Annotated in this window: 24 protein-coding genes and 1 other RNA gene; 14 read left to right on the top strand and 11 right to left on the bottom strand. The window is 62.1% G+C overall.

Features of this window, described 5'->3' with window-relative positions:
- Positions 1 to 43: 43 nt before the first annotated feature.
- From BM017_RS05725 to BM017_RS05705, 5 genes are all read left to right on the top strand, one after another.
- Entirely contained in the window at positions 44 to 1,723 is a 1,680-nt protein-coding gene (locus BM017_RS05725; protein ID WP_092241784.1) for a GspE/PulE family protein, read from the top strand.
- 76 nt (positions 1,724 to 1,799) lie between these two features.
- Positions 1,800 to 2,720 carry an SPFH domain-containing protein gene (locus tag BM017_RS05720; protein ID WP_010207363.1) on the top strand — a complete coding sequence of 307 codons (921 nt, stop codon included), beginning with the start codon at positions 1,800 to 1,802 and terminating at the stop codon, positions 2,718 to 2,720.
- A 10-nt stretch (positions 2,721 to 2,730) separates the two neighbouring features.
- Positions 2,731 to 3,177 (top strand): NfeD family protein, encoded by a 447-nt coding sequence (locus BM017_RS05715; RefSeq protein WP_071490443.1) that lies wholly within the window; start codon positions 2,731 to 2,733, stop codon positions 3,175 to 3,177.
- A gap of 69 nt (positions 3,178 to 3,246) precedes the next feature.
- Positions 3,247 to 3,561, top strand: coding sequence for a DUF2388 domain-containing protein (locus BM017_RS05710; protein WP_003176799.1), 315 nt, complete (start codon positions 3,247 to 3,249; stop codon positions 3,559 to 3,561).
- Positions 3,562 to 3,735: 174 nt separating this feature from the next.
- Positions 3,736 to 4,875 carry a DegT/DnrJ/EryC1/StrS family aminotransferase gene (locus tag BM017_RS05705; protein WP_092241782.1) on the top strand — a complete coding sequence of 380 codons (1,140 nt, stop codon included), beginning with the start codon at positions 3,736 to 3,738 and terminating at the stop codon, positions 4,873 to 4,875.
- A gap of 42 nt (positions 4,876 to 4,917) precedes the next feature.
- Here the strand turns inward: BM017_RS05705 and gcvH are convergent, their stop codons facing one another.
- From gcvH to BM017_RS05660, 9 genes are all read right to left on the bottom strand, one after another.
- Complete coding sequence (gene gcvH / locus BM017_RS05700) at positions 4,918 to 5,301, bottom strand: glycine cleavage system protein GcvH (RefSeq protein ID WP_092241779.1); 384 nt, start codon at positions 5,299 to 5,301, stop codon at positions 4,918 to 4,920.
- Between the two features lie 53 nt (positions 5,302 to 5,354).
- Entirely contained in the window at positions 5,355 to 6,437 is a 1,083-nt protein-coding gene (gcvT, locus tag BM017_RS05695) for a glycine cleavage system aminomethyltransferase GcvT (RefSeq protein ID WP_071490446.1), read from the bottom strand.
- A 156-nt stretch (positions 6,438 to 6,593) separates the two neighbouring features.
- The gene (locus BM017_RS05690; protein WP_092241776.1) at positions 6,594 to 8,210 is read right to left on the bottom strand and encodes an ABC transporter permease; all 1,617 of its coding nucleotides are present in this window, start codon (positions 8,208 to 8,210) and stop codon (positions 6,594 to 6,596) included.
- A 149-nt stretch (positions 8,211 to 8,359) separates the two neighbouring features.
- On the bottom strand, positions 8,360 to 9,364 hold the full coding sequence (locus BM017_RS05685) for an extracellular solute-binding protein (RefSeq protein ID WP_092241775.1): 1,005 nt from the start codon (positions 9,362 to 9,364) through the stop codon (positions 8,360 to 8,362).
- Between the two features lie 160 nt (positions 9,365 to 9,524).
- A complete protein-coding gene (locus tag BM017_RS05680) occupies positions 9,525 to 10,742 on the bottom strand; it encodes a 2-octaprenyl-3-methyl-6-methoxy-1,4-benzoquinol hydroxylase (protein ID WP_170856050.1) in 1,218 nt (405 codons plus the stop codon).
- A gap of 9 nt (positions 10,743 to 10,751) precedes the next feature.
- Positions 10,752 to 11,237, bottom strand: a complete 486-nt coding sequence (locus BM017_RS05675; protein WP_092241773.1) for a DUF4442 domain-containing protein — start codon at positions 11,235 to 11,237, stop codon at positions 10,752 to 10,754.
- Positions 11,230 to 12,417, bottom strand: coding sequence for a 2-octaprenyl-6-methoxyphenyl hydroxylase (ubiH, locus tag BM017_RS05670; RefSeq protein ID WP_092241772.1), 1,188 nt, complete (start codon positions 12,415 to 12,417; stop codon positions 11,230 to 11,232). Before ubiH ends, BM017_RS05675 begins: the two co-directional genes overlap by 8 nt.
- Positions 12,414 to 13,736 (bottom strand): Xaa-Pro aminopeptidase, encoded by a 1,323-nt coding sequence (pepP, locus tag BM017_RS05665; RefSeq protein ID WP_071490452.1) that lies wholly within the window; start codon positions 13,734 to 13,736, stop codon positions 12,414 to 12,416. Before pepP ends, ubiH begins: the two co-directional genes overlap by 4 nt.
- Before the next feature lie 20 nt (positions 13,737 to 13,756).
- Positions 13,757 to 14,314, bottom strand: a complete 558-nt coding sequence (locus BM017_RS05660; protein WP_058426458.1) for a YecA/YgfB family protein — start codon at positions 14,312 to 14,314, stop codon at positions 13,757 to 13,759.
- Positions 14,315 to 14,452: 138 nt separating this feature from the next.
- Between BM017_RS05660 and BM017_RS05655 the strand changes: the two genes are divergently transcribed.
- From BM017_RS05655 to BM017_RS05640, 4 genes are all read left to right on the top strand, one after another.
- The gene (locus tag BM017_RS05655; protein WP_007982902.1) at positions 14,453 to 14,662 is read left to right on the top strand and encodes a TIGR02449 family protein; all 210 of its coding nucleotides are present in this window, start codon (positions 14,453 to 14,455) and stop codon (positions 14,660 to 14,662) included.
- Positions 14,659 to 14,976 carry a cell division protein ZapA gene (locus BM017_RS05650; protein ID WP_058426457.1) on the top strand — a complete coding sequence of 106 codons (318 nt, stop codon included), beginning with the start codon at positions 14,659 to 14,661 and terminating at the stop codon, positions 14,974 to 14,976. Before BM017_RS05655 ends, BM017_RS05650 begins: the two co-directional genes overlap by 4 nt.
- A gap of 30 nt (positions 14,977 to 15,006) precedes the next feature.
- A non-coding RNA gene (gene ssrS, locus BM017_RS05645) (6S RNA) lies at positions 15,007 to 15,185 on the top strand.
- Positions 15,186 to 15,241: 56 nt separating this feature from the next.
- Positions 15,242 to 15,871: a 5-formyltetrahydrofolate cyclo-ligase gene (locus BM017_RS05640; RefSeq protein ID WP_092241770.1), complete on the top strand. Its 630-nt coding sequence runs from the start codon at positions 15,242 to 15,244 to the stop codon at positions 15,869 to 15,871.
- A 7-nt stretch (positions 15,872 to 15,878) separates the two neighbouring features.
- Here the strand turns inward: BM017_RS05640 and BM017_RS29065 are convergent, their stop codons facing one another.
- Positions 15,879 to 16,028 (bottom strand): hypothetical protein, encoded by a 150-nt coding sequence (locus BM017_RS29065; RefSeq protein ID WP_010207387.1) that lies wholly within the window; start codon positions 16,026 to 16,028, stop codon positions 15,879 to 15,881.
- Between the two features lie 195 nt (positions 16,029 to 16,223).
- On the opposite strand from BM017_RS29065, the gene BM017_RS05630 reads away from it, so the two are divergent.
- The 4 genes from BM017_RS05630 (at position 16,224) to BM017_RS05615 (ending at position 21,540) form a co-directional block, all read left to right on the top strand.
- Positions 16,224 to 16,673 carry an EVE domain-containing protein gene (locus BM017_RS05630; RefSeq protein WP_092241768.1) on the top strand — a complete coding sequence of 150 codons (450 nt, stop codon included), beginning with the start codon at positions 16,224 to 16,226 and terminating at the stop codon, positions 16,671 to 16,673.
- A 69-nt stretch (positions 16,674 to 16,742) separates the two neighbouring features.
- Positions 16,743 to 17,708, top strand: a complete 966-nt coding sequence (locus BM017_RS05625; RefSeq protein ID WP_092241766.1) for an HlyD family secretion protein — start codon at positions 16,743 to 16,745, stop codon at positions 17,706 to 17,708.
- Entirely contained in the window at positions 17,705 to 20,422 is a 2,718-nt protein-coding gene (rbbA, locus tag BM017_RS05620; RefSeq protein WP_092241764.1) for a ribosome-associated ATPase/putative transporter RbbA, read from the top strand. The genes BM017_RS05625 and rbbA overlap by 4 nt, the downstream gene beginning before the upstream one ends.
- Positions 20,422 to 21,540 (top strand): ABC transporter permease, encoded by a 1,119-nt coding sequence (locus BM017_RS05615; RefSeq protein ID WP_092241763.1) that lies wholly within the window; start codon positions 20,422 to 20,424, stop codon positions 21,538 to 21,540. The genes rbbA and BM017_RS05615 overlap by 1 nt, the downstream gene beginning before the upstream one ends.
- Before the next feature lie 97 nt (positions 21,541 to 21,637).
- On the opposite strand, the gene BM017_RS05610 is transcribed toward BM017_RS05615, so the two are convergent.
- Positions 21,638 to 22,045 carry a flagellar basal body-associated protein FliL gene (locus BM017_RS05610; RefSeq protein WP_032884296.1) on the bottom strand — a complete coding sequence of 136 codons (408 nt, stop codon included), beginning with the start codon at positions 22,043 to 22,045 and terminating at the stop codon, positions 21,638 to 21,640.
- Between the two features lie 150 nt (positions 22,046 to 22,195).
- Between BM017_RS05610 and BM017_RS05605 the strand changes: the two genes are divergently transcribed.
- Positions 22,196 to 23,173 carry an NADPH:quinone oxidoreductase family protein gene (locus BM017_RS05605; protein ID WP_071490458.1) on the top strand — a complete coding sequence of 326 codons (978 nt, stop codon included), beginning with the start codon at positions 22,196 to 22,198 and terminating at the stop codon, positions 23,171 to 23,173.
- Positions 23,174 to 23,323: the final 150 nt, after the last annotated feature.

Genomic DNA, 23,323 nt, shown 5'->3' with positions numbered 1-23,323 from the left:
GGCTAGCCTGGGATTTACGCACACTGCCCTCAGGAAAATCTCCATGCCGGTTGATCAACGATTGGAACTGCGTCAGCTGCTGCCGGCTTTGCTCGAAGGGCGAGTGATCACCCCGGAAGTTGCACAGCAGTTGTCGGCGCTGCCGGCCAGCAACACCTTGCATCCCCTGGAAAGCATCGCAGCCCTTGGCCCCAGTCTGGAAACCCTGACCGAATGGCTGGCCCAACATGCCGGGCAACCGTACCTGCGCATCGATCCGTTGAAGATCGATGTGGCGACGGTCGTGCCGCTGATGTCCCATGCGTTCGCCCAACGCCACGCCATCCTTGCAGTGGCGGTGGACGCGCAGACGGTCACCGTCGCCAGCGCCCAGCCCCACGTCACCAGTTGGGAAGCCGGGCTGGCGCAGGTGCTCAAGCGCTCGATCAAGCGTGTGGTTGCCAACCCCCATGACATAACGCGCTGTATCGGCGAGTTCTACCGGCTGGCGAAGTCCGTCAGCGGCGCCGATCAAAAAGTTGCGGCACCGGGCAACAACGAACTGCTCAACCTCGGCGCCAGCGACCAGGAGCCGGATGCCAACGACGCGCATATCGTCAACATCGTCGACTGGCTGTTGCAGTACGCTTTCGGCCAGCGTGCCAGTGATATCCACATTGAACCGTGCCGTGAACAGGGCCGTGTGCGCTTTCGCATCGACGGGTTGTTGCACGACGTCTATCAGTTCCCGCCCCAGGTCACGATGGCAGTCGTCAGCCGCCTCAAAAGCCTGGGCCGCATGAACGTGGCGGAAAAGCGCAGGCCCCAGGACGGCAGGGTCAAGACCAAAAGCCCGACCGGAGCGGAAGTGGAACTGCGCCTGTCCACCTTGCCCACGGCATTTGGTGAAAAGCTGGTGATGCGGATCTTCGACCCACAGGTGCTGCTCAAGGGCTTTGACCAGCTTGGTTTATCGGTTGAGGACCAGCAACGCTGGCAAGCCATGACGAGCCAGACCAACGGCATCATCCTGGTCACCGGCCCTACCGGTTCAGGCAAGACCAGCACCCTCTACACCACGCTCAAGCAATTGGCCACGCGGGAAGTCAACCTGTGCACGGTGGAAGACCCGATCGAGATGGTCGAGCCGGCGTTCAACCAGATGCAGGTTCAGCACAATATCGACCTGACCTTCGCCAGCGGCATCCGCGCCCTGCTCCGCCAGGACCCGGACATCATCATGATCGGCGAGATCCGCGACCAGGAGACCGCCGAAATGGCGATCCAGGCTGCATTGACCGGGCACCTGGTGCTGTCGACCCTGCATACCAACGATGCGCCCAGCGCCATCAGCCGCCTGCAGGAGCTGGGCATTGCGCATTATTTGATCAAAGCCACCTTGCTCGGCGTAATGGCGCAGCGTTTGGTGCGGGTTCTGTGCCCCCACTGCAAGCGTGCGTTGGGTGACGCCCATGAAGCGGTCGGGTGCGTTGAATGTCGACACAGCGGTTATCAGGGGCGGGCCGGCGTTTACGAAATCATGGTTTTGAACGAAGCGCTCAGGACTTTGATCACGCCTGGGGCCGATGTGCAGGCCCTGCGCCAGGCAGCAGTGACTCACGGCATGCGCAGCTTGCGTATGGCCGGCATGCGGAAGGTCGCGGCGGGGCTCACCACGATGGCGGAAGTCTTGCGGGTGACTCCCGGGGATTCGGTAACAAATCCTTTGTTTGTTAAGCAGTGAAACCGTTCTTATCGGTGACAACACCGTTACAATCGCCCAACGTCGTTTCACTGACACCATCAGATAGGGAATCGCTATGCAGATCGGAACCGTACTGCTTCTTTTCGTGGGGCTGGCCATCGCCATCCTGTTCATGGGCTTCAAGGTGGTCCCCCAGGGCTACCAATGGACGGTCGAGCGTTTCGGCCGTTACACCAATACCCTCAAGCCTGGCTTGAACATCATCATCCCGGTCATGGACCGCATCGGTCGCAAGATCAACGTGATGGAAAGCGTACTGGATATCCCGCCCCAGGAAGTCATCACCGCCGACAACGCCACCGTGCAGATCGACGCCGTGTGCTTTTTCCAGGTGGTCAACACCGCCCAGGCCGCCTACGAGGTGAACAACCTCGAACACGCCATCCGCAACCTGCTGCAAACCAACATCCGTACCGTGCTCGGCTCCATGGAACTGGATGCCATGCTCAGCCAGCGTGACGGCATCAACGAAAAACTGCTGAAGACCGTGGACGAAGCCACCGCGCCATGGGGGATCAAGATCACCCGTATCGAGATCAAGGACATCAGCCCGCCCGCCGACCTGATGGCCGCGATGTCGGGCCAGATGAAAGCCGAACGGATCAAGCGTGCGCAGATCCTCGAAGCCGAGGGCCTGCGCGCCTCGGCGATCCTGACGGCCGAAGGCAAGAAGCAGGCACAGATTCTCGAGGCCGAAGGTAGCCGCCAGGCGGCGTTCCTTGAATCCGAAGCCCGTGAGCGTCAGGCCGAAGCCGAAGCCCGCGCCACACAGGTGGTATCGGAAGCAATCGCGTCGGGCAACGTGCAGGCGGTCAATTACTTCGTCGCACAGAAATACATCGACGCCCTGGGCAAGCTGGCTTCGGCCAACAACAGCAAGGTCATCCTGATGCCGCTGGAAGCCAGCCAGGTGATCGGCGCAGTTGGCGGTATCGGCGAGATCGTCAAGGCAACGTTCGACAACAAGAAAGGCTGAGGCCAGCGCCATGTGGGATTTCCTGCAGCATCTGTCGTTCTGGGATTGGCTGGCACTGGGCACGGTACTGCTGATTCTTGAGGTATTCGGCGCTGGCGGTTACCTGTTGTGGATGGGTATCGCCGCGGCGGCCGTGGGCGTGATCAAGTTTCTGGTGCCACCCCTGGGGCTGGAATGGCAACTCCTGCTGTTTGCCGTGTTGTCGATAATGACGGCGGTGTACTGGTGGAAACGTCAGCGCAGCAGCGCCAAGGCCAGCGACCAGCCGGGGCTCAACGAACGCGGCTCCGAGCTGATCGGCCGCACCTTCGTGGTGCACCAGGCGATTGTGGATGGCCGGGGCAAGGTGAAAGTCGGTGATGGCGTGTGGATGGTGACCGGCCCGGACAGCCCCGTAGGCGCTCAAGTACGGGTGGTTGGCCAGGAAGGCGTGGTGTTAAGGGTTGAAACTGTTTAGTCAGTGATGGAACTCGATTGGGCTAACTACAATCATAAAGTACAGATAACCCACCCGGAGTCACCCATCATGCGTCTCAAATATGCTGTCGCAACCCTTGCTGTGCTTTCCCTCCCTGTCGGATCAGCCATGGCCGACAGTTTCTGGCGCAATGTCATCTCGTCCGGCGCCACTACCGGCTCGACGTACCTGACCTTCAAGGACCACAAGCTGGTGGTCGCTGCACAAGACGACGCAGGCAGCTTCGTTGCCAGCGACGGCGGCATCCGTGGTCCATACCTGGAAGCAGCAATGCAGAAAGTTCGCGCTGACAACCCTGGTCTGCAGGCCACGGACATGGAGTTGGCCAACGCCATCCTTGCGAAAAATGCTGTCACCGAGTGATTCCATCGCTCTGAAAAATGCCGCTGTTGAAGCGGCATTTTTTTGTCCACGTTTTTCCCCGCGCATGACAATTCATTCACGGGCGACAGGCTATATTCAGTCAACCCGTGCAACCATGCCGGTACTGATACCTCGCTTACTCATCGCCAACCTGAAACGGATGCCTTCGTCGTCATGAGCCAACTGCCCTTCCTGCCGTTTTCCAAACCCACCATTGATGAAGCCACCATTGCAGCGGTCGGCGATGTACTGCGCTCGGGCTGGATCACCAGCGGGCCGAAGGTCCAGGCCTTCGAGGCGCAGTTGTCGGAGTACCTTGGCGGTCGGCCGGTGCGCACCTTCAACTCGGGCACCTGCACCATGGAGATTGCCTTGCGCATTGCCGGCATCGGTCCGGGCGATGAGGTCATCACCACGCCAATCTCTTGGGTGGCCACGGCCAACGTGATCCTGGAAGTGGGCGCTACGCCGGTGTTTGCCGATATTGACCCGGTGACCCGCAATATCGACCTGTCCCAGGTGGAAGCGGCGATTACCCCGCGCACCAAGGCGATCATCCCGGTCTACCTGGCCGGCCTGCCCCTGGATATGCCGATGCTGTATGCACTGGCGAACAAGTACAACCTGCGCATTATCGAAGATGCGGCGCAGGCGCTGGGTTCCAGCTGGGATGGCGAGCGTATTGGCGCCACCGGGGATTTTGTGTCGTTCAGTTTCCAGGCCAACAAGAACATCACCTCTTCCGAGGGCGGCTGCCTGGTGTTGAACAACGCCGAAGAGGCACGGCTGGCGGAAAAATACCGCCTGCAGGGCGTTACCCGCACCGGCTTCGACGGCCTCGACGTGGATGTATTGGGCGGCAAGTTCAACATGACCGACATCGCCGCCGCCATTGGCCTGGGGCAATTTGCCCATATCGAGCAGATCACTGCTCACCGCCAGAACCTGGCGCGGCACTACTTCAAATGCTTTGGCAGTGACTTTGAAGAGCAGTACGGCGCACAACTGCCGCCGGCAGACTTCGAGAACAGCAACTGGCACCTGTTTCAACTGGTGCTGCCGGAACGTCAAGACGGTCTGCCAGCCCGCGCCACCTTCATGGAGCAGATGCAGGCTCATGGCGTCGGCATTGGCTATCACTACCCGCCGATCCACCTGCTGAGCCTTTATCGGGCACAGGGGTTCAAGGAAGGCATGTTCCCGGTGGCGGAGAGAGTGGGGCGTTTGATCGTGTCGTTGCCGATGTTTACGGCGATGACAGAGGCGGATGTGGAGCGGTCGGTGGCAGCCGTGAAGGCGGTTCTACAGCCCTGAAAACACATTGCGGGAGCCGTTTGACCGGCTCCCGCAACAGGATCACTCGCCGATGGCGGCTTTGTAGCCGGCAGCATCCAGCAATTTTTCCAGGTCAGCCGGGTTGCTTGGCTTGAGCTTGAAGATCCAAGCGCCGTAGGGATCAGAGTTCAGCAGCTCCGGGCTACCACTCAGTTCTTCGTTGACGGCAATCACTTCGCCTGCAACCGGGGCGTAGATATCCGAGGCGGCCTTGACCGACTCAACCACACCCGCCTGGCCAGTCGCGTCAAACTGGGCGCCCACTTCGGCCAACTCAACAAACACCACATCACCCAACGCTTCCTGGGCATGGTCGGAAATACCGACGGTGACGGTGCCGTCAGCTTCCAGGCGTGCCCATTCGTGGCTTTCGGCAAAACGCAGGTCGGCAGGGATATCGCTCATAGTCTGTGTCCTCAAGAAGTAATGTCAGCGGCCTTCGGCCTGCCGGAAATAGGTTAGATCAAGGTTTTGCCATGGCGCACGAAGGTCGGTTTGACCACTCGAACCGGGTACCACTTGCCGCGGATTTCCACTTCGGCCCGATCAGCGGTTGCCGTCGGTACACGCGCCAGCGCAATGGATTTGCTCAGCGTAGGAGAGAAACTACCACTGGTGATCTCCCCTTCGCCAATATTGGCGATACGAACCACCTGGTGAGCACGCAAAACCCCGCGTTCTTCCAGCACCAGCCCGACCAGTTTGAACTGCACACCAGCTGCTTTTTCCGCTTCCAGTGCGGTGCGGCCAATGAAATTACGCTCGGCCGGTTCCCAGGCGATGCTCCAGGCCATATTCGACGCCAGGGGCGAAACCTCCTGGTGGATGTCCTGGCCGTACAGGTTCATGCCCGCTTCCAGGCGCAAGGTATCGCGGGCGCCGAGGCCGATGGGTGAAATACCAGCGCCCACCAGGTCATTGAAAAAGCCCGGTGCCTGATCGGCAGGCAGGACAATTTCCAGGCCGTCTTCGCCGGTGTACCCGGTACGTGCGATAAACCAGTCACCATCGGCGCGGCCTTCGAAGGGCTTGAGCTGGTGAATCAGGGTGCTGCGCGATTGAGTGACCAGCTCAGCGATCTTCTGCCGGGCGTGGGGGCCTTGGATGGCCAGCATCGCCAACTCGGCGCGCTCATGCAGTTGCACCTGATAGTCGCCCAGTTGCGCGTGCATCCAGGCCATATCCTGGTCGCGGGTGGCGGCGTTGACCACCAGCCGATAGGCGGCCTCGGTGCGGTAGACAATCATGTCGTCCACCACGCCGCCCTGCTCGTTGAGCATGGCGCTATACAACGCACGGCCGCAGTCGTGCAGGCGTTCGACATCATTGGCCAGCAGGTGCTGCAGCCATTCCTTGGCCTGGGGGCCGCTGACATCGATCACGGTCATATGAGATACATCGAACACCCCGCAGTCGCGTCGCACCTGATGGTGCTCCTCAACTTGCGAGCCGTAGTGCAGAGGCATATCCCAACCGCCAAAATCGACCATTTTCGCGCCGAGGGCGAGATGCAGGTCATACAGAGGCGTACGCTGTCCCATGGGTTTCTCCTTCCGGGCTTGGCGAAGGTGCGCGGAGCTACTGTCCGCGCTGAACACCTTGATTCACAAGGCCTGCAGCCACGTCCAGCGACCCGCTCCAAAAGACGAAGCGCACCGAATGCCGCGCATTGTAGCCGCAAGCCGTAGGACTGGCACCTAACCGATTTGCCGTGCAGAGCGTCGGATGAGCCCGATCACGGGCAACAGGCCCACCAGCACCAGGGTCAACGCCGGCAAAGAGGCCCGTGCCCACTCGCCTTCGCTGGTCATTTCAAAGATCCGCACCGCCAGCGTGTCCCAGCCGAACGGGCGCATCAGCAAGGTGGCAGGCATTTCCTTGAGCACATCAACAAACACCAGGAGTGCTGCGCTCAACGTCCCCGGCAACAGCAACGGGAGATACACTTTGCAAAACAGTCGTGGACCACTGACGCCAAGGCTGCGTGCAGCTTCCGGCAGGGACGGACGGATACGCGCCAGGCTGTTTTCCAACGGCCCATAGGCCACCGCCAGGAAACGCACCAGATACGCCAGCACCAACGCCGACAGGCTGCCCAGCAACAACGGCTTGCCCGCCCCGCCGAGCCAGCCGGACAGCGGCACCACCAGTTCACGGTCCAGATAGCTGAACGCCAACATGATCGATACCGCCAGCACCGAGCCCGGCAAGGCATAGCCGACGTTGGCCAGGCTGATACCGGAACGGATCGCCCGTGTCGGCGCCAGGCGGTTGGCGAACGCCAGTACCAGCGCCACGCTGACCGTGATCAAGGCCGCGATGCCGCCCAGGTAAAGCGTATGGAGGATCAGGCCCGAATAGCGCTCATCCAGATCGAAGCGGCCGCGCTGCCAGAACCAGGCCACCAGTTGCAGCATCGGGATGACAAACGCGCAGGCGAACACCAACCCGCACCAACTGCTGGCTGCGGCCGCCTTGACCCCGCGCAGGTGGTACAACGCCTTGCCCCGTGGCCGCTCATTGCCCGGCCGGCTGGCGCCGCGGGCGCGCCGCTCGCCGTACAGCACCAGCATCACCACCAGCAGCAACAGGCTGGCCAGTTGGGCGGCGCTGGAAAGACTGAAGAAGCCGTACCACGTCTTGTAGATGGCGGTGGTGAACGTATCGAAGTTGAACACCGAGACCGCGCCGAAATCCGCCAGGGTTTCCATCAACGCCAAGGCGACTCCAGCCCCAATCGCCGGGCGCGCCATGGGCAGAGCCACGTGCCAGAACGCTCGCCATGGCGATTGCCCGAGCACCCGCGCGGCCTCCATCAGGCCTTTGCCCTGGGCCAGGAATGCGGTGCGCGCCAATAGATAAACATAGGGATAGAACACCAGGACCAGAACGATGATCACACCGCCGGTGGAGCGCACCCGTGGCAGGCGCAGCCCGGTGCCGAACCATTCACGCAACAGGGTTTGCACGGGGCCGGAGAAGTCCAGCAGGCCGACAAATACAAAGGCCAGCACATAGGCAGGAATGGCGAACGGCAACATCAGTGCCCAATCGAGCCAGCGTCGTCCGGGGAATTCGCAGAGGCTGGTCAGCCAGGCCAGGCTGACGCCCAATAGGGTCACGCCAATGCCGACGCCCAGCACCAGGATGAGCGTGTTGCCCAGCAGGCGCGGCATCTGGGTTTCCCACAGGTGCGACCAGACCTGTGCATCGATACTTTGCCAGGACAGCAACAGCACGCTCAGCGGCAGCAGCACCAGGGCGGCGACGGTAAAGACCGGCAGGTACCAGCGGCGTTGGGCGGGGTGGGCCAAAGTCAGCTCTCAATGAATGTCTTAAATTCAACTCAATTCAATGTGGGAGGGGGCCTGCCCCCGATGGCGGTGGATCTGTCCATGATGAGTGAACTGATATATCCCGCTATCGGGGGCAAGCCCCCTCCCACATTTTGACCCGTAGTGTGTCAGTTCCAGCCGGCGCGATCCATCAACCGGATCGCCTCAGCCTGGCGCTTGCCCGCGACTTCCACCGGCAAGGTATCCGCGACGAACTTGCCCCACGTCGCCACTTCGGCTGACGGCGGCACCGCCGGGTTGGCCGGGAACTCCTGGTTCACGTCGGCAAAGATCTTCTGCGCCTCAGGCGTGGTCATCCACTCCACCAGCGCCTTGGCGGCTTCCGGATGCGGCGCGTGCTGGGTCAGGCCGATACCCGACAGGTTCACGTGCACGCCACGGTCGCCCTGGTTCGGCCAGAACAGCTTCACGGCCAGGTCCGGCTTCTGCTTGTGCAGGCGGCCGTAGTAGTAGGTGTTGACGATACCCACGTCGCACTGCCCGGCGTTAATGGCTTCGAGCACGGCGATGTCATCGGAGAACACGTCGGTGGACAGGTTGTTGACCCAACCCTTGATGATTTCTTCGGTCTTGGCCGCGCCGTGGGTTTCGATCAGGGTGGCGGTCAGCGACTGGTTGTAGACCTTTTTCGCCGTACGCAGGCACAGGCGGCCTTCCCATTGTTTGTCGGCCAGGGCTTCGTAGGTGGTGAGGTCACCCGGTTTTACCCGGTCGGTGGAATAGGCGATGGTGCGTGCGCGCAGGCTCAAGCCGGTCCAGGTGTGTTTTGACGAGCGATATTGCAGGGGAATGTTCTTGTCGATCACCGGGGAGGTGAACGGTTGCAGGATACCCATCTGCTCGGCCTGCCAGAGGTTGCCGGCATCAACGGTGAGCAACAGGTCGGCGGTTGCGTTTGCGCCCTCGGCCTTGATGCGCTGCATCAGCGGCGCTTCCTTGTCGGTGATGAACTTGACCTGCACGCCGGTTTTTTGGGTGTAGGCGTCGAAGACCGGCTTGATCAGCTCATCGATACGCGAGGAGTAGACCACCACTTCGTCGGCGGCCTGCACGGTGGTGCTGCCGATCAGGGTGAGTGCCAGGGCAGTCAGGAGGCGCTTGGGTGCCAACATGGGTGCGGTCTCTCATTTGCAAAAAGAGGGCAAATGATAAGGACTCACATTTGGTAGCGCTCGGTGGAGGCGTTACCAGATGTTGCATGACGGATATTGCTTGTAGGCTGATGGCCTCATCGGGGGCAAGCCCCCTCCCACAAGGGGTCGCATTTCAATATCAGGGTTTGGCAAGGTCCGGGAGATCGCCAGTCAGGCCGAGAGCCTGGCGTACGAACACGGCCTTGGCCTCGGGCATCTGGTCGACCATCTTCAGCCCGGCGTTGCGCAGCCAGCGCAGCGGTAGTTGATCGGCCTGGAACAACCGCTCAAAGCCCTCCATCGCCGCCATCAGCGCCAGGTTATGCGGCATGCGTCGACGCTCGTATCGGCTCAGCACCTTCACGTCCGCCAGGCGCTCGCCGCGCTCGGTCGCCGCCAACAAGACTTCAGCCAATGTCGCCGCGTCAAGGAAGCCCAGGTTCACGCCCTGCCCCGCCAATGGGTGGATGACGTGGGCCGCGTCGCCGATCAATGCCAGGCCTTCGGCGACGTAGCGTTTGGCGTGGCGCTGACGCAACGGGACACACACGCGCGGGTCGGCGCTCAGCACCGTACCAAGGCGCCCTTCAAAGGCGCGCTCCAGTTCACGGCAGAAACGCTCATCATCCAGCGCCATCAAGCGCTCGGACTCGGCCGGCGTGGTCGACCAGACGATCGAACACCAATCCTCATGCCCATCCCGCACCAGCGGCAAAAATGCCAGCGGGCCGGTATCGGTAAAGCGTTGCCACGCCGTACGCTGATGCGGCTGGCTGCTGCGCACGCTGGTAACGATGGCGTTATGCAGATAATCCCATTCGCGGGTGGCGGTGCCGGTCAGGCGGCGTACGGCGGAGTTGGCACCATCGGCGGCCACCACCAGCGGCGCGCGCAATTTGCGCCCGTCGGCCAGGGTCAGCAGCCAGTCATCGCCGGAGCGGCGCATCTGTTCCAGGCGCGCATTGGCCAGCAGGCCCAGGTCGCAGTCGTGCAGACGGTCGAGCAAGGCATCCTGCACCACGCGGTTCTCGACGATATGCCCGAGCACCTCGGCATGTACGCTGGCCGCCGAGAAGTGGATCTGCCCGGTGCCGCTGCCGTCCCACACCTGCATCTCGCCATAAGGGCTGGCGCGGCGCGACAGGATGCCGTCCCACACGCCCAGACGTTCGAGGATGCGTTGGCTGGCAGCCGACAAGGCGCTCACGCGGGGTTCAAACGCCGCGTCACGGTCGAACGGCTTGACGCTCAGCGGGCTGCCGTCGAGCAGCAGCACCTGCAGGCCGCTGCCCTGCAATGCCAGCGCCAGGGCGCTTCCGACCATTCCGGCCCCGACAATCAGCACATCTGCGCGCATATCCATGCTTTAAGCCTGTCTCACTGGCGGCTTGCGCCGCACGTAAAGGGTTTTGTCGACCCGCGCCACCAGGGTGCCGGAGCCGTCATGAATCTGCACCTCGAGGTGGGGCAGGTACTTCTCGCCACCTTCGGTGTGTCGACGGATCTCGTCCAGCAAGGTCTCGTCGATGGAGAATTCGGCATACACCGGACCTTTGCCGGGCGAAATGAAATCGATACTCGCAGCCTTGTCCCACACGATGTAGTCGCGGCCCAGGTTCTCCATCAGCATCAACATGTAGAACGGGTCAACCATCGAGTACAGGCTGCCGCCGAATTGCGTGCCGACATAGTTGCGGTTGTACCAGCCCAGGCCCATGCGCACTTTGACGTGACGAAAATCGGCGCTCATGTGCTGCACGCTGACCCCCGCGCCCAGATACGGCGGGTACAGGGTCATGATCCAACGCAACAACCGCGCCTTGCCCAGACGCGCGATCAACCACTTACGCATCGGGGCGCGTGCCCAGGCCCATGGCCTGCCGGGCGAACCAGCGCTTGGCCGGCGGCAACAGGTCCAGGCCCAGCAAACCCAGGTTGCGCCCCACCGCGACCAACGGTTGGGCGCTGCCAAACAGGCGGGTGACCTGGTCGGAGAAGCCCACGGTCAGGCTCTGGTCCAGGCGCTGGCGCTCGCGATAGCCCTGCAAGGTGGCTAAATCACCCGGCACCTGCGGCCCGGCCAGCAAGGCCTCGGCCAGGGCATTCGCGTCACGCAGGGACAGGTTGAAGCCTTGCCCGGCAATCGGGTGCAGGCTGTGGGCGGCATTGCCAAGGATCGCCAGGTGCGAACGCACCTGCTCCTCGGCTTCCACCAGCGTCAGCGGATACAGGTGGCGGGCACCGACCTGCTTGAGGGTGCCCAGGCGATAGCCGAACACACCCTGCAATTCACTCAGGAAACTGCGCTCATCGAGACTGGCCAGGCGCTGCGCATCCATGCCGATGCGGGTCCAGACCAGCGCGCAGCGGTTGTCTGGCAGCGGCAGCAAGGCCATCGGGCCTTCATCGGTGAAGCGCTCGAACGCCTCGCCGTTGTGGGCTTCGCTGGGGGTGATGTTGGCGATCAGCGCGCTCTGATTGTACGGGCGGGTTTTCACGCCAATGCCCAATTGCTCGCGCAGGCCGGAGCGGCCGCCGTCGGCCAGTACGGCAAGATCACACTCCAGCACGGTTTCATCATTGAGGGTCAGGCGGTAGCCATCGGGCAGCGGCTCCATGCGTGTGACCTCGGCCGGGCAACGCCAGCTGACCACGTCTTTGTCCAGGCCTTGCCACAGGCATTGGCCCAGCCAGGCGTTTTCCACCACGTAGCCGAGGGCCGGCACGCCCTCCTCCATCGCGGACAGACGTGCAGTGGAGAAACGCCCACGGTCGGACACATGGATCTGCTTGATCGGCTCGGCGCGGCGGGAAATGTCCTGCCACAGGCCCAGGCGCTGATAGATCTGCCGGGCGCCGAAGGACAGCGCCGACGAACGTGCATCGTAGCTCGGCTGGTAGCTGTCGCCCGGCGCGAAGGGTTCGATCAGCACGATCTTCCAGCCACGGGCCCTGGCCCCGGCCTGCAACGCCAGTGCCAGGCTGGCACCCACCAGGCCGCCGCCGATGATCGCCAGGTTAACCCGGCTCATCGGGCAGCCGCCATCAGCGCTTCGATGTCGGCGACGGTCTTGGGCACACCGCCGGTCAGGATTTCACAGCCTTGCTTGGTCACTACCACGTCGTCCTCGATGCGTACGCCAATGCCACGCCATTTCTTTGCCACGTTCTGGTTGTCCGGCGAAATGTAGATCCCCGGCTCCACGGTCAACGCCATGCCGACTTCCAGCACACGCCATTCACCGCCCACTTTGTATTCGCCCACATCATGTACATCCATGCCCAGCCAATGGCCGGCGCGGTGCATGTAAAACGCCTTATAGGCTTCGCTGGCGATCAGTTCGTCGACGTCACCCTGCAACAATCCCAGCTTGACCAACCCGGCGGTGATGACGTGCACGGTCGCCTCATGCGCCTGGTTCCAATGCTTGTCCGGGGCGATCTCGGCGAAGGCCGCTTCCTGGGAGGCCAGCACAATCTCGTAGATCGCCTTTTGTTCCGGCGAGAACTTGCCATTGACCGGCCAGGTGCGGGTGATGTCGCTGGCATAGCAGTCGATCTCGCAACCGGCGTCGATCAGCACCAGGTCGCCGTCCTTGAGCACCGCATCATTCTGCTGGTAATGCAGGATGCAGCTGTTGCGCCCGGCAGCGACGATGGAGCCATAGGCCGGCATTTTTGCGCCGCCCTTGCGAAACTCGTAATCAAGCTCGGCTTCCAGGCTGAACTCATACAGCCCGGCCCGGCTGGCCTGCATCGCCTTCACGTGGGCCGCGCAGGAGATTCGCGCCGCCTCGCGCATCACTTTCACTTCCGCCGCCGATTTATACAGGCGCATGTCGTGCAACAGATGATCCAGGGCAACGAATTCGTTCGGTGGCTGGGCGCCCAGGTGGGCTTTGGAGCGGATCACGTTGATCCATTCCATCAGGTGCCGGTCGAACTCGGCATTGCTGCCCATGGCCGAGTACACCCGGTCGCGGCCTTCGATGAGGCCGGGCAGGATGTCGTCGATATCGGTGATGGGGAAGGCATCGTCGGCGCCAAAGTCACGGATCGCGCCTTCGGTGCCGGCGCGCAGGCCGTCCCACAGTTCGCGTTCGGCGTTGCGTTCGCGGCAGAACAGCACGTACTCGCCGTGCTGGCGACCGGGCATCAGCACGATCACCGCTTCCGGCTCGGGGAAGCCGCTCAGGTACTGGAAGTCGCTGTCCTGGCGGTAGACGTGCTCGACATCACGGTTGCGGATCGCCACGGCGGCGGCCGGCAGGATCGCGATGCTATTGGGTTCCATCTGCGCCATGAGCGCCTTGCGGCGCCGGGTGTATTCCGCTTTCGGGATATGGATCATGGGCAGATGGGTTTCCTTTCTTAGTGCAGCGACGGCTTGGGTGCAGCCGGCTCAGCCGATTTTTTGGTCTCGGTGAACAGCAGCAGCGGCGCGACGCGCAGGTATTCCATCACTTCCATGTAGTCGCCCTCACCGTCTTCGGACTCTTCCAGGGCGTCTTGCACCTGGGAGATGGCTGCCAGGTCCTGCAGCACTTCCTTGGCGTCGGTGCTCAGTTCCAGGCCGCCGGCGTTCACGCCGAAGCCGTGGAGGAAGCCCTGGCACCATTGGCCCAGTGCGGCGGCACGCTCGGTAAGCGGCGCGTCGTCGGTCGGCAGCAGCAGGACCACGGTGACGTCATCACCGGTCAGCTCGCCCTTGACCATCTCTTGCAGGCCGATCAGCGCGTTGCGCACGTTGTCGGTCGGTTCGGTTTCCAGCAGCTCGGCCACGTCGGCCAGCCAGTTGTCGGCATCAAAGCCGACGCCGGTACAGCTACGGCCCAGCAACACGCCGTGCAGTTCGGCTGGTGAGCAGGGGTGGCCGCTGGCGCTCAGCAGTTTGGAGAAAGCATCGTACGGGGAGTTCTGAATAGGCATGGTGAGCTAGGCGCCAGACGGCGCAATGTCTAGAATGGAGCGCTGTATCCTAGCACCGGCAGACGTACCAAGACTATCAAGGGCGTCAGATCGTTTATCCTGCAGTTGCCATTCATCAGACAAATCCAGTGGAACCCAATGGAAGACACCGACCTGCAAGCGCTGATGGCCAGACTCGAATTGCTAATTACTCGGGTCGAGCAACTTAAGAGTCAAAACGGACTCCTATTAGCTCAGGAAAAGACCTGGCGCGAGGAACGCGCTCACCTCATTGAAAAAAACGAAATCGCCCGGCGTAAGGTCGAATCGATGATTTCGCGCCTGAAGGCCCTGGAGCAAGACTCATGAGTTCAAGCAATAGCGTCACCGTGCAGATCCTCGACAAAGAATATTCGATCATCTGCCCCCAGGAAGAGCGCAACAACCTGGTGAGCGCCGCCCGCTACCTGGATGGCAAGATGCGTGAAATCCGCAGCAGCGGCAAAGTCATCGGCGCTGACCGCATCGCCGTGATGGCCGCCCTGAACATTACCCACGATCTGCTGCATAAGCAGGAACGCCCTGACGTGCAGGCCAGCGGCTCGACACGTGAGCAGGTGCGTGACTTGCTGGAACGTGTCGATCTGGTGCTTTCCAGCGACCCGGAAGCACCCAAGGGCTGATTGCCGCGACGGTTTAAGGTATACTCGCCCCACTCCCTGGCGTGTTTGCCAGTCGGCGATGTCCCTGAGCCGATTCGCACTACCCTGGAAGTTGCACGTTGGGCTGGTGTGCATGTCCGCTAGACGGAAAGCCTTAAAGCCTACTGCATCTTCCACCTTGAACTTTCGGGTTCAAGGGCTAAGTCGACAGCGGCTCTGTCGGGGAGCCTGAATTCCCAAACTCAATGCCAGTCTCCGGACTGGCATTGTTTTATGAGCCGAAACCATGACCGAACCTGCGCCGCTTTCCCGTCCGCAACTTCGACGCATGTTGCGCAAAGCCCGCCGCGCCCTCACGCCGAGCGAGCAGCGCAAGGCCGCCCAGGGCCTGTATCGGCAACTGGCACAGCATCCGCTGTTTCGCCGGGCCAAGCATATTTCTTTGTATCTACCGACGGACGGTGAAATCGATCCGCGCTTGCTGCTGCGTGCAGCACAGCGCCGGGGCAAAGCCACCTACCTGCCGGTACTCAGCGCCTGGCCCCGCACCAAGATGGTGTTTCAACGGGTGAGACCTGGGGAAAAGCTGCTGCCCAATCGCTTTCGCATCCTGGAACCACAGGGGAATATCAGCCGCCAACGCAACATCTGGGCGCTGGACCTGGTGCTGCTGCCGTTGGTGGGGTTCGATGATGTCGGCGGACGCCTGGGCATGGGTGGCGGGTTCTACGACCGCAGCCTGGCTTATCTGGCGCGCCGCCGGAGCTGGCGCAAGCCAACACTGCTGGGCCTGGCCCATGAATGTCAGAAGGTCGGTCGATTGGCACAGGCAAGCTGGGATGTGCCGTTGGCGGGCACCGTCACCGATAAGCATTGGTATATTGCGAAGACGCCACTGGAGTCAGCGGCGCCTTGAAGAAGGGTCAGCGCTTGAACGGTTGCGGCTGCTGCTGAGCCAGTTCAACGGGCGCATCGGTCTTGTTCGACCACAAGCTTTGGGCATACCCGGTGGTCACGACGCCCAAACCAAACAAAATCACCAAAATCCATAGTAAATCCGGTTTACGTTGCATCGATTGCCCCCCTTCAGGCATCTCGTACACGATGACAACAACGTTCCAAAGTAGTCCGTTGCAGCTGCGTCAAGCTTTAAAAGCCGGCATTCTGCGGTAACGTGAACCAACACGCAAACCTTGGCGCCAACCGACTGTCGGTTTGTCATTAAATTGCAGGACAACTTGCCCACTGCTTATTTCAGGAGCCCGAAAATGGCCTATTGGCTGATGAAATCCGAGCCCGACGAACTCTCCATCAAAGGCCTGGAAAAACTCGGCGAAGCCCGCTGGGACGGGGTGCGCAATTACCAGGCGCGTAACTTCCTGCGGGCCATGGCGGTGGGTGACGAGTTTTTCTTCTATCACTCCAGTTGCCCGGAGCCGGGTATTGCCGGCATCGGCAAAATCATCGAGGCGGCCTATCCGGACCCCACCGCGCTGGAGCCCGAAAGCCACTACTTCGACGCCAAGGCCAGCCCGGAAAAAAATCCGTGGAGCGCGATCAACGTCGCCCATGTCCAGACCTTTCCCAAGGTGCTCGGCCTGGGCTATCTCAAACAGCAAACGGCCCTTGCCGAATTGCCTCTGGTGCAAAAAGGCAGCCGGCTTTCGGTGATGCCCGTCACGCCCGAGCAATGGGCCGCCGTCATCAACTTGATTTGACTGACCGGCGTCAACGCCGCACCGGGGCAAACCGCTCACACTAGGACGCTAACGCCGCAGGAAGCAGCCATGTCGACGAACCACCACACCTCCCGCCTATTCGCCGTTGCCCTCATCGCCCTGTTGCTGGGTGCCGGCGGCTTCGGTTATTGGCGCTCCACCCAGGACCGCCTGCCCGAAGGCCTGAGCATGGGCAATGGGCGCCTGGAATCCACCGAAGTGCAGATCGCTGCCAAGATCCCCGGGCGCCTGGCCGAAGTACGGGTGGACGAAGGCGATAAGGTGCTCAAAGGCCAACTGCTCGCGCGCATGGACACCCGCACCCTCGAAGCCCAACGCGCCCAGGCCGAGGCCGAAGTGCTGCGCGCCAAGGAAAACTTCGCCGCTGCCGAGGCCAACGTACAACTGCGCCAGAGCGAACAATTGCTGGCCAACCAGGAACTCAAGCGCACCCAGGAGCTGTACAAGCGCGGCTTCGCCAGCAGCCAGTTGATCGACCAGCAGCAAGCCCGGCAGAACACCGGCAACGCCGCGGTGACTGCCGCCCAGGCCCAGGTCAATTCGGTGAAAGCCGAGATTGGCGCCGCCCAGGCCCAGGTCGCCCAGCTCACCAGCGAGATCGACGACAGCAGCCTGCGCGCGCCCATCGACGGAATCATCCAGCTGCGCCTGGCCGAGCCCGGCGAAGTGCTCGGCGCGGGTGGCCGCGTGCTGCTACTGATCGATCCTAATGATCAGTACATGAACCTCTACCTGCCCGCTTCCGTGACCGGCCGCCTCACCGTCGGCAGCGACGCACGCATCCTGCTCGACGCCCTGCCCGACCAGCCGCTGCCGGCCAGGATCAGCTTCGTCGCCGCCAAATCCCAGTTCACCCCCAAAGAAGTGGAAACCCGCGACGAACGCCAGAAACTGGTATTCCGCGTCAAACTGCGCCTGACCCAACCCAGCGCCGTGCCCCAGGCCAAACCGGGCATGCCCGGCGCCGGTTATGTGCGCACGGCTGACATTGACTGGCCGGCCAACCTGCAATGACCGCCCTGGCGCTGCAGGCCACGGGGATCCATCATCGCTACGGCAAGCAACAGGCCCTGGTTGATATCGCTTTCAGCCTGCCGGCTGGTACGCGCTGCGGGTTGATCGGCCCGGATGGCGCAGGCAAGTCGAGCCTCCTGGGCTTGATCGCCGGGGTTAAAAAGCTCCAGGACGGCCAGTTGCAGGTGCTCGGCGGCGCCATCGAAGATCGCCGCCACCGCAACAGCCTGTACCCGCGCATTGCCTTTATGCCCCAGGGTTTGGGCGGCAACCTGTACCCCGAGCTGTCCATCAGCGAAAACATCCGCTTTTTTGCCACGCTGTTCGGCCTGTCCCAAGCCGATTGCGACCAGCGCATGCACAACCTGCTGCTGGCCACCGACCTCGCGCGTTTCGCCGAACGCCCGGCGGGCAAGCTCTCCGGCGGCATGAAGCAGAAGCTCGGTTTGTGCTGCGCGCTGATCCACGACCCGGACCTGCTGATCCTCGACGAACCCACCACCGGCGTCGATCCGCTGTCACGTCGGCGCTTCTGGGAACTGGTCGACAGCGTACGCAGCGAACGCCCGCAACTGACGCTGCTGGTGGCCACGGCCTACATGGAAGAGGCCGAGCAGTTCGAACACTGCCTGATGCTCGATCGCGGCAAGCTGATCGCCGATGGCCTGAGCAGCGACTTGGCCGCCGCGACACCCTGCGGCAAGCTGGACGAAGCCTTCACCCACTTCCAGGGTGACAGCGCTCACGACAACCAGCCGCTGGTGATCCCGCCGAGGCAAAGCGACAACACCGATATCGCCATCGAGGCCCATGACCTGACCCTGCGTTTTGGCGATTTCACCGCAGTGAACAAGGTCAGCTTCGCCATTGGTCGCGGCGAGATCTTCGGCTTCCTCGGCTCCAACGGCTGCGGCAAGACCACCACCATGAAGGTCCTCACCGGGCTGATGCCGGCCACCGAGGGCAGCGCGACGCTTCTGGGCAACCCGGTGAACGCCAAGGACCTGGCCACCCGCAAGCGCGTGGGTTTCATGTCGCAAAGCTTCTCGCTGTACGGCGAACTCAGCGTGCGCCAGAACCTGGTGCTGCATGCGCAACTGTTCGACCTGCCCAAGGCGGACAGCGGCCCGCGCATCGATGAGCTGATCCAGCGTTTCGACCTCGGTGACGTCGCCGAGCAACCGTCCGGCGAGCTGCCCTTGGGCCTGCGCCAGCGCTTGTCATTGGCGGTGGCGGTGCTGCATCGTCCGGAAGTGCTGATTCTCGACGAGCCCACCTCGGGCGTCGACCCGGCCGCCCGGGATGACTTCTGGCGATTGCTGATCGAGCTGTCCCGCGAGCAAGGCGTGACCATCTTCCTGTCCACCCACTTCATGAACGAAGCCCAGCGCTGCGACCGCATCTCCTTGATGCACGCGGGCAAGGTGCTGGCCTGCGATACGCCGGATGCGCTGCAACAGCAATTCCACGGCGATACGTTGGAAGCGGCGTTCGTCACCTGCCTGGAGCACGCCCAGGGCGAAGCCGAGCCTACCGTGCCCGCCAAGACTGTCAGCGAAACCAGCACACCGCCCATGAGTAAACGTGGGTTCAGCCTGGCCCGCCTGGTGGCCGTAGCCAGCCGCGAAGGCAAGGAACTGCTGCGCGACAGAGTGCGCATGGCCTTCGCCCTGCTGGGGGCGATGTTCATGATGGTGATCTTCGGCTATGGCATTTCCCTGGATGTGGAAAACCTCGCCTTCGCCGTCTACGACCAGGACCAGACGCCGCAAAGCCGCGCCTACCTGGAGGCGTTTCGCAGTTCGCGCTATTTCGCCGAGCAAGCGCCGATCCAGGACTCGACTGAACTGCACCGGCGCCTGCAACGTTCAGAAATCAAACTGGCCCTGGAGATCCCGCCGGGTTTTGGTCGCGATCTCTATGCCGGCCGCCAGCCTACGGTGGCCGCGTGGCTGGACGGCGGCATGCCGTTTCGCGCGGAAACCAGCCGTAACTATGTCGAGGCCGTGCATCAGGAGAACCTGCAGCAACTGGCCGAACTGAGCAGCCTGCCGCGCAACACCCCGGCCGCCGCCAGGCTGGAAACGCGCTTTCGCTATAACCAGGACGTGGTCAGCGTGAATGCCATAGGCCCCGGCGTGATGGCGCTGATCCTGGCATTTATCCCGGCCATGCTCACCGCGCTCGGCATCGTGCGCGAAAAGGAGCTGGGCTCGATCACCAACTTCTACGCCACGCCGCTGACCCGACTGGAGTTCCTGCTCGGCAAACAGGCACCGTACCTGGCCGTGAGCCTGGTCAACCTGGCGGTATTGGTGGCGATGAACCGCTGGCTGTTCGGCGTCCCCTTCAAGGGCAGCGCCCTCACCCTGGCGTTCGGCGGCCTGCTCTACGTGCTGGCGACCACCAGCATGGGCCTGCTGATTTCGGCCTTCACCCGTACGCAGATCGCGGCGATCCTCGGCACCATGATCATCACCAGCTTGCCGACGATCCAGTTCTCCGGGCTGATCGTGCCGCGCTCGTCCCTGGAGGGCGCGGCAGCCTTGATGGGTATGCTGTTTCCGGCGGGGCACTTCCTGGATATTGCCGTGGGCACCTTCACCAAGGCCCTGGACCTGCGCCAGTTGTGGCCCCAGTGCCTGGCGCTGTTCGGGTTCTTCGTCGGGTTTACCGGGCTGAGCCTGGTCATGCTCAAGAAGCAGGAGGCCTGATGCATAAGTTCGCGCACATTCTGCGGCTGGGAATCAAGGAACTGACCAGCCTGCGCCACGACAGCGTATTGCTGCTGTTTCTGTTCTACGCCTTCACCGTCGCCATCTATATGCCCGCCGCCGGTTCGGTGATCGGTGTGCACAATGCCAGCGTAGCGTTTGTCGATGAAGACCACAGCGCCCTCTCACGGCAGATGGCCGAAGCGCTGCAACCGCCCGAATTCCAGGCGCCTGCACCGTTGGCCTATGACCAATTGGACAGGGTCATGGACAGCGGCAAGTACACCTTCGTAATCAATGTGCCGGCGAACTTCCAGGCTGACCTGTTGGCGGGGCGCCAGCCGGGGGTGCAGGTGAATGTGGATGCCACGGCGATGAGCCAGGCGTTCATGGGGGCGGGCTACATCGGGCGGATTTTCCAGCGGGAACTGCTGACCTACAGCGGACAAGCCGATGCCGCCAGCAGGGCACCCGCGCAGCTCACTACCCGGGCGCTGTTCAACACCAATCTGGAGGGCGGCTGGTTCCTGGCGGTGATCCAGATCGTCAACAACATCACCATCCTCGCCATTATCCTCACCGGCACTGCCCTGCTGCGTGAGCGTGAACACGGCACCCTCGACCACCTGCTGGTGCTGCCGCTGACGGCGCTGGAAATCATGCTGGCAAAAATCTGGAGCAACATGCTGGTGGTGGTGCTGTGCACCTGGCTGTCGCTGGAGGTGGTGGTCAGAGGCTTGCTCGGTGTACCACTGGCCGGATCGCTGGGGTTATTCCTGTTCGTGACAGCGCTGTACCTGTTTGCCAGCACGGCGCTGGGGATTTTCCTCGCCACGCTCGCCCGTTCGACGCCGCAATTCGGCCTGCTGGCGATTCCGGTGATTATCCCGATGCTGTTGCTCTCAGGCGGCAGTACGCCGCTGGACAGCATGCCCGAGTGGTTGCAGTGGGTGATGCAGGGGTCGCCGTCGACGCATTTTGTGAGTTTGAGTGCGGCGATTCTGTTTCGTGATGCGGGGGTGAGCGTGGTGTGGCCGGACTTGCTGGCGCTGGCGGGGATTGGGTTGGTGTTTTTTGTGGTGGCGTTGGCGCGGTTCAGGAAAAGCCTGGCTTCCTGAGGCGCCTGTACCGCCGTCATCGGGGGCAAGCCCCCTCCCACATTTGATCGCATTCCAACTGTGGGAGGGGGCTTGCCCCCGATAGTCGCGTAGCGACTTATTGGATGATCAGGTTGTTGAACAACAGGTCTTCCACCACCGGTTTGCCGGTTTCGTCGTTCATCACTTGCTGGGTCTGCTTCAGGGCTTCCTGGCGCAGTTTTTCCTTGCCTTCGACGGTGCTCATCGCCTCATTGGTCTGCTGGGTGAACAGCGCCACCAACTGGTTACGGATCAACGCATCGTTGGCTTTGACGGCGGCGGCCGCTTCGGTGCCGGTCACGCGCAGGGCGATGTCGGCCTTGAACACCTTGAGTTTCGCCGTGCCATCCAGGCCGTAGTTGCCCACGAACGGCGGGCTCAGGCTGATATAGCTGACCTTCGGCGCCTCGCCTTCTTTGGCTTCTTCGGCCTGGGCCGCCATCGGCAAGGTCAGGGCCAGCATCAACAGGATCCACGCTTTCACAGTTCATTCCTCACATTCGGTTGCCGGGTAGCATAACGCTAGCAAGGCAGAGCACAAGCTTATGGCGGCTTATCAGGCCTGGGCATGCTCGTTGACCCACGGGCGTACCCTCCTACACTTATCGGCCACGACGCCAAAAGGAATAGTCCGATGAAAGCTGTGCTGTGCAAAGCCTTCGGCCCTGCCGAAACCCTGGTGCTGGAAGATGTCGCAAGCCCTGCGATCAAGAAGAACGAAATCCTGCTGGACGTGCACGCGGCCGGGGTCAACTTCCCGGATACGCTGATCATCGAGGGCAAGTACCAGTTCAAGCCGCCCTTTCCGTTCTCGCCGGGTGGCGAGGCGGCAGGCGTGGTCAGTGAAGTGGGCGAAAAAGTCGGCCACTTGAAAGTCGGTGACCGGGTCATGGCGCTGACCGGCTGGGGCAGCTTTGCCGAACAGGTCGCGGTGCCGGGCTATAACGTACTGCCGATCCCGCCGAGCATGGATTTCAACACCGCCGCCGCGTTCAGCATGACCTACGGCACGTCGATGCACGCACTCAAGCAACGGGCCAACCTGCAAGCCGGCGAAACCCTGCTGGTACTCGGCGCTTCCGGTGGCGTGGGCCTGGCCGCCGTAGAAATCGGCAAAGCCATGGGCGCCCGTGTGATCGCCGCCGCCAGCAGCGCCGACAAACTCGCGGTGGCCAAGGCCGCCGGCGCCGATGAGTTGATCAACTACAGCGAAGCCAGCCTGAAAGACGAGATCAAGCGCCTCACGGACGGCAATGGCGCCGATGTGATCTACGACCCGGTGGGGGGCGACCTGTTTGACCAGGCCATCCGCGCCATCGCCTGGAACGGCCGCTTGCTGGTGGTGGGGTTTGCCAGCGGGCGCATTCCGGAGTTGCCGGTGAACCTGGCGCTGCTCAAGGGCGCGGCGGTGGTAGGGGTGTTCTGGGGTTCGTTCGCTCAGCGCCAGCCGCAGGATAATGCGGCGAACTTCCAGCAGTTGTTCACCTGGTACGGCGAGGGCAAGTTGAAGCCGTTGGTGTCGCAGGTGTATCCGCTGGAACAGGCCGCCCAGGCAATCAATGACCTGGGGCAGCGCAAGGCGGTTGGTAAAGTGGTCGTCCAGACTCGATAAAAAATTTGAAATAGGGTCAATGTGGGAGGGGCAAGCCCCCCTCACACATTTTGATCTCCGGTGTTCGTAAGGGAACATTCATTAGGGTTCATTTCTTGTTGTTTACAGATAAGAGGCGATGCTATTTTCGGTAACGAAACTGTAACATTC

The organism is Pseudomonas sp. NFPP04 (assembly GCF_900113815.1).
In the GTDB taxonomy this organism is placed as follows: domain Bacteria; phylum Pseudomonadota; class Gammaproteobacteria; order Pseudomonadales; family Pseudomonadaceae; genus Aquipseudomonas; species Aquipseudomonas extremorientalis.
The sequence above is the reverse complement of the archived record's forward strand: the minus strand, read 5'-3'. Positions and strand labels throughout refer to the sequence as shown.

Coding starts and splice junctions, on each gene's coding strand:
- BM017_RS05725 (WP_092241784.1), top strand. CDS start 44: ATGCCGGTTGATCAACGATTGGAACTGCGTCAGCTGCTGCCGGCTTTG.
- BM017_RS05720 (WP_010207363.1), top strand. CDS start 1,800: ATGCAGATCGGAACCGTACTGCTTCTTTTCGTGGGGCTGGCCATCGCC.
- BM017_RS05715 (WP_071490443.1), top strand. CDS start 2,731: ATGTGGGATTTCCTGCAGCATCTGTCGTTCTGGGATTGGCTGGCACTG.
- BM017_RS05710 (WP_003176799.1), top strand. CDS start 3,247: ATGCGTCTCAAATATGCTGTCGCAACCCTTGCTGTGCTTTCCCTCCCT.
- BM017_RS05705 (WP_092241782.1), top strand. CDS start 3,736: ATGAGCCAACTGCCCTTCCTGCCGTTTTCCAAACCCACCATTGATGAA.
- gcvH (WP_092241779.1), bottom strand. CDS start 5,301: ATGAGCGATATCCCTGCCGACCTGCGTTTTGCCGAAAGCCACGAATGG.
- gcvT (WP_071490446.1), bottom strand. CDS start 6,437: ATGGGACAGCGTACGCCTCTGTATGACCTGCATCTCGCCCTCGGCGCG.
- BM017_RS05685 (WP_092241775.1), bottom strand. CDS start 9,364: ATGTTGGCACCCAAGCGCCTCCTGACTGCCCTGGCACTCACCCTGATC.
- BM017_RS05680 (WP_170856050.1), bottom strand. CDS start 10,742: ATGCGCGCAGATGTGCTGATTGTCGGGGCCGGAATGGTCGGAAGCGCC.
- BM017_RS05675 (WP_092241773.1), bottom strand. CDS start 11,237: ATGCGTAAGTGGTTGATCGCGCGTCTGGGCAAGGCGCGGTTGTTGCGT.
- ubiH (WP_092241772.1), bottom strand. CDS start 12,417: ATGAGCCGGGTTAACCTGGCGATCATCGGCGGCGGCCTGGTGGGTGCC.
- pepP (WP_071490452.1), bottom strand. CDS start 13,736: ATGATCCATATCCCGAAAGCGGAATACACCCGGCGCCGCAAGGCGCTC.
- BM017_RS05660 (WP_058426458.1), bottom strand. CDS start 14,314: ATGCCTATTCAGAACTCCCCGTACGATGCTTTCTCCAAACTGCTGAGC.
- BM017_RS05655 (WP_007982902.1), top strand. CDS start 14,453: ATGGAAGACACCGACCTGCAAGCGCTGATGGCCAGACTCGAATTGCTA.
- BM017_RS05650 (WP_058426457.1), top strand. CDS start 14,659: ATGAGTTCAAGCAATAGCGTCACCGTGCAGATCCTCGACAAAGAATAT.
- BM017_RS05640 (WP_092241770.1), top strand. CDS start 15,242: ATGACCGAACCTGCGCCGCTTTCCCGTCCGCAACTTCGACGCATGTTG.
- BM017_RS29065 (WP_010207387.1), bottom strand. CDS start 16,028: ATGCAACGTAAACCGGATTTACTATGGATTTTGGTGATTTTGTTTGGT.
- BM017_RS05630 (WP_092241768.1), top strand. CDS start 16,224: ATGGCCTATTGGCTGATGAAATCCGAGCCCGACGAACTCTCCATCAAA.
- BM017_RS05625 (WP_092241766.1), top strand. CDS start 16,743: ATGTCGACGAACCACCACACCTCCCGCCTATTCGCCGTTGCCCTCATC.
- rbbA (WP_092241764.1), top strand. CDS start 17,705: ATGACCGCCCTGGCGCTGCAGGCCACGGGGATCCATCATCGCTACGGC.
- BM017_RS05615 (WP_092241763.1), top strand. CDS start 20,422: ATGCATAAGTTCGCGCACATTCTGCGGCTGGGAATCAAGGAACTGACC.
- BM017_RS05605 (WP_071490458.1), top strand. CDS start 22,196: ATGAAAGCTGTGCTGTGCAAAGCCTTCGGCCCTGCCGAAACCCTGGTG.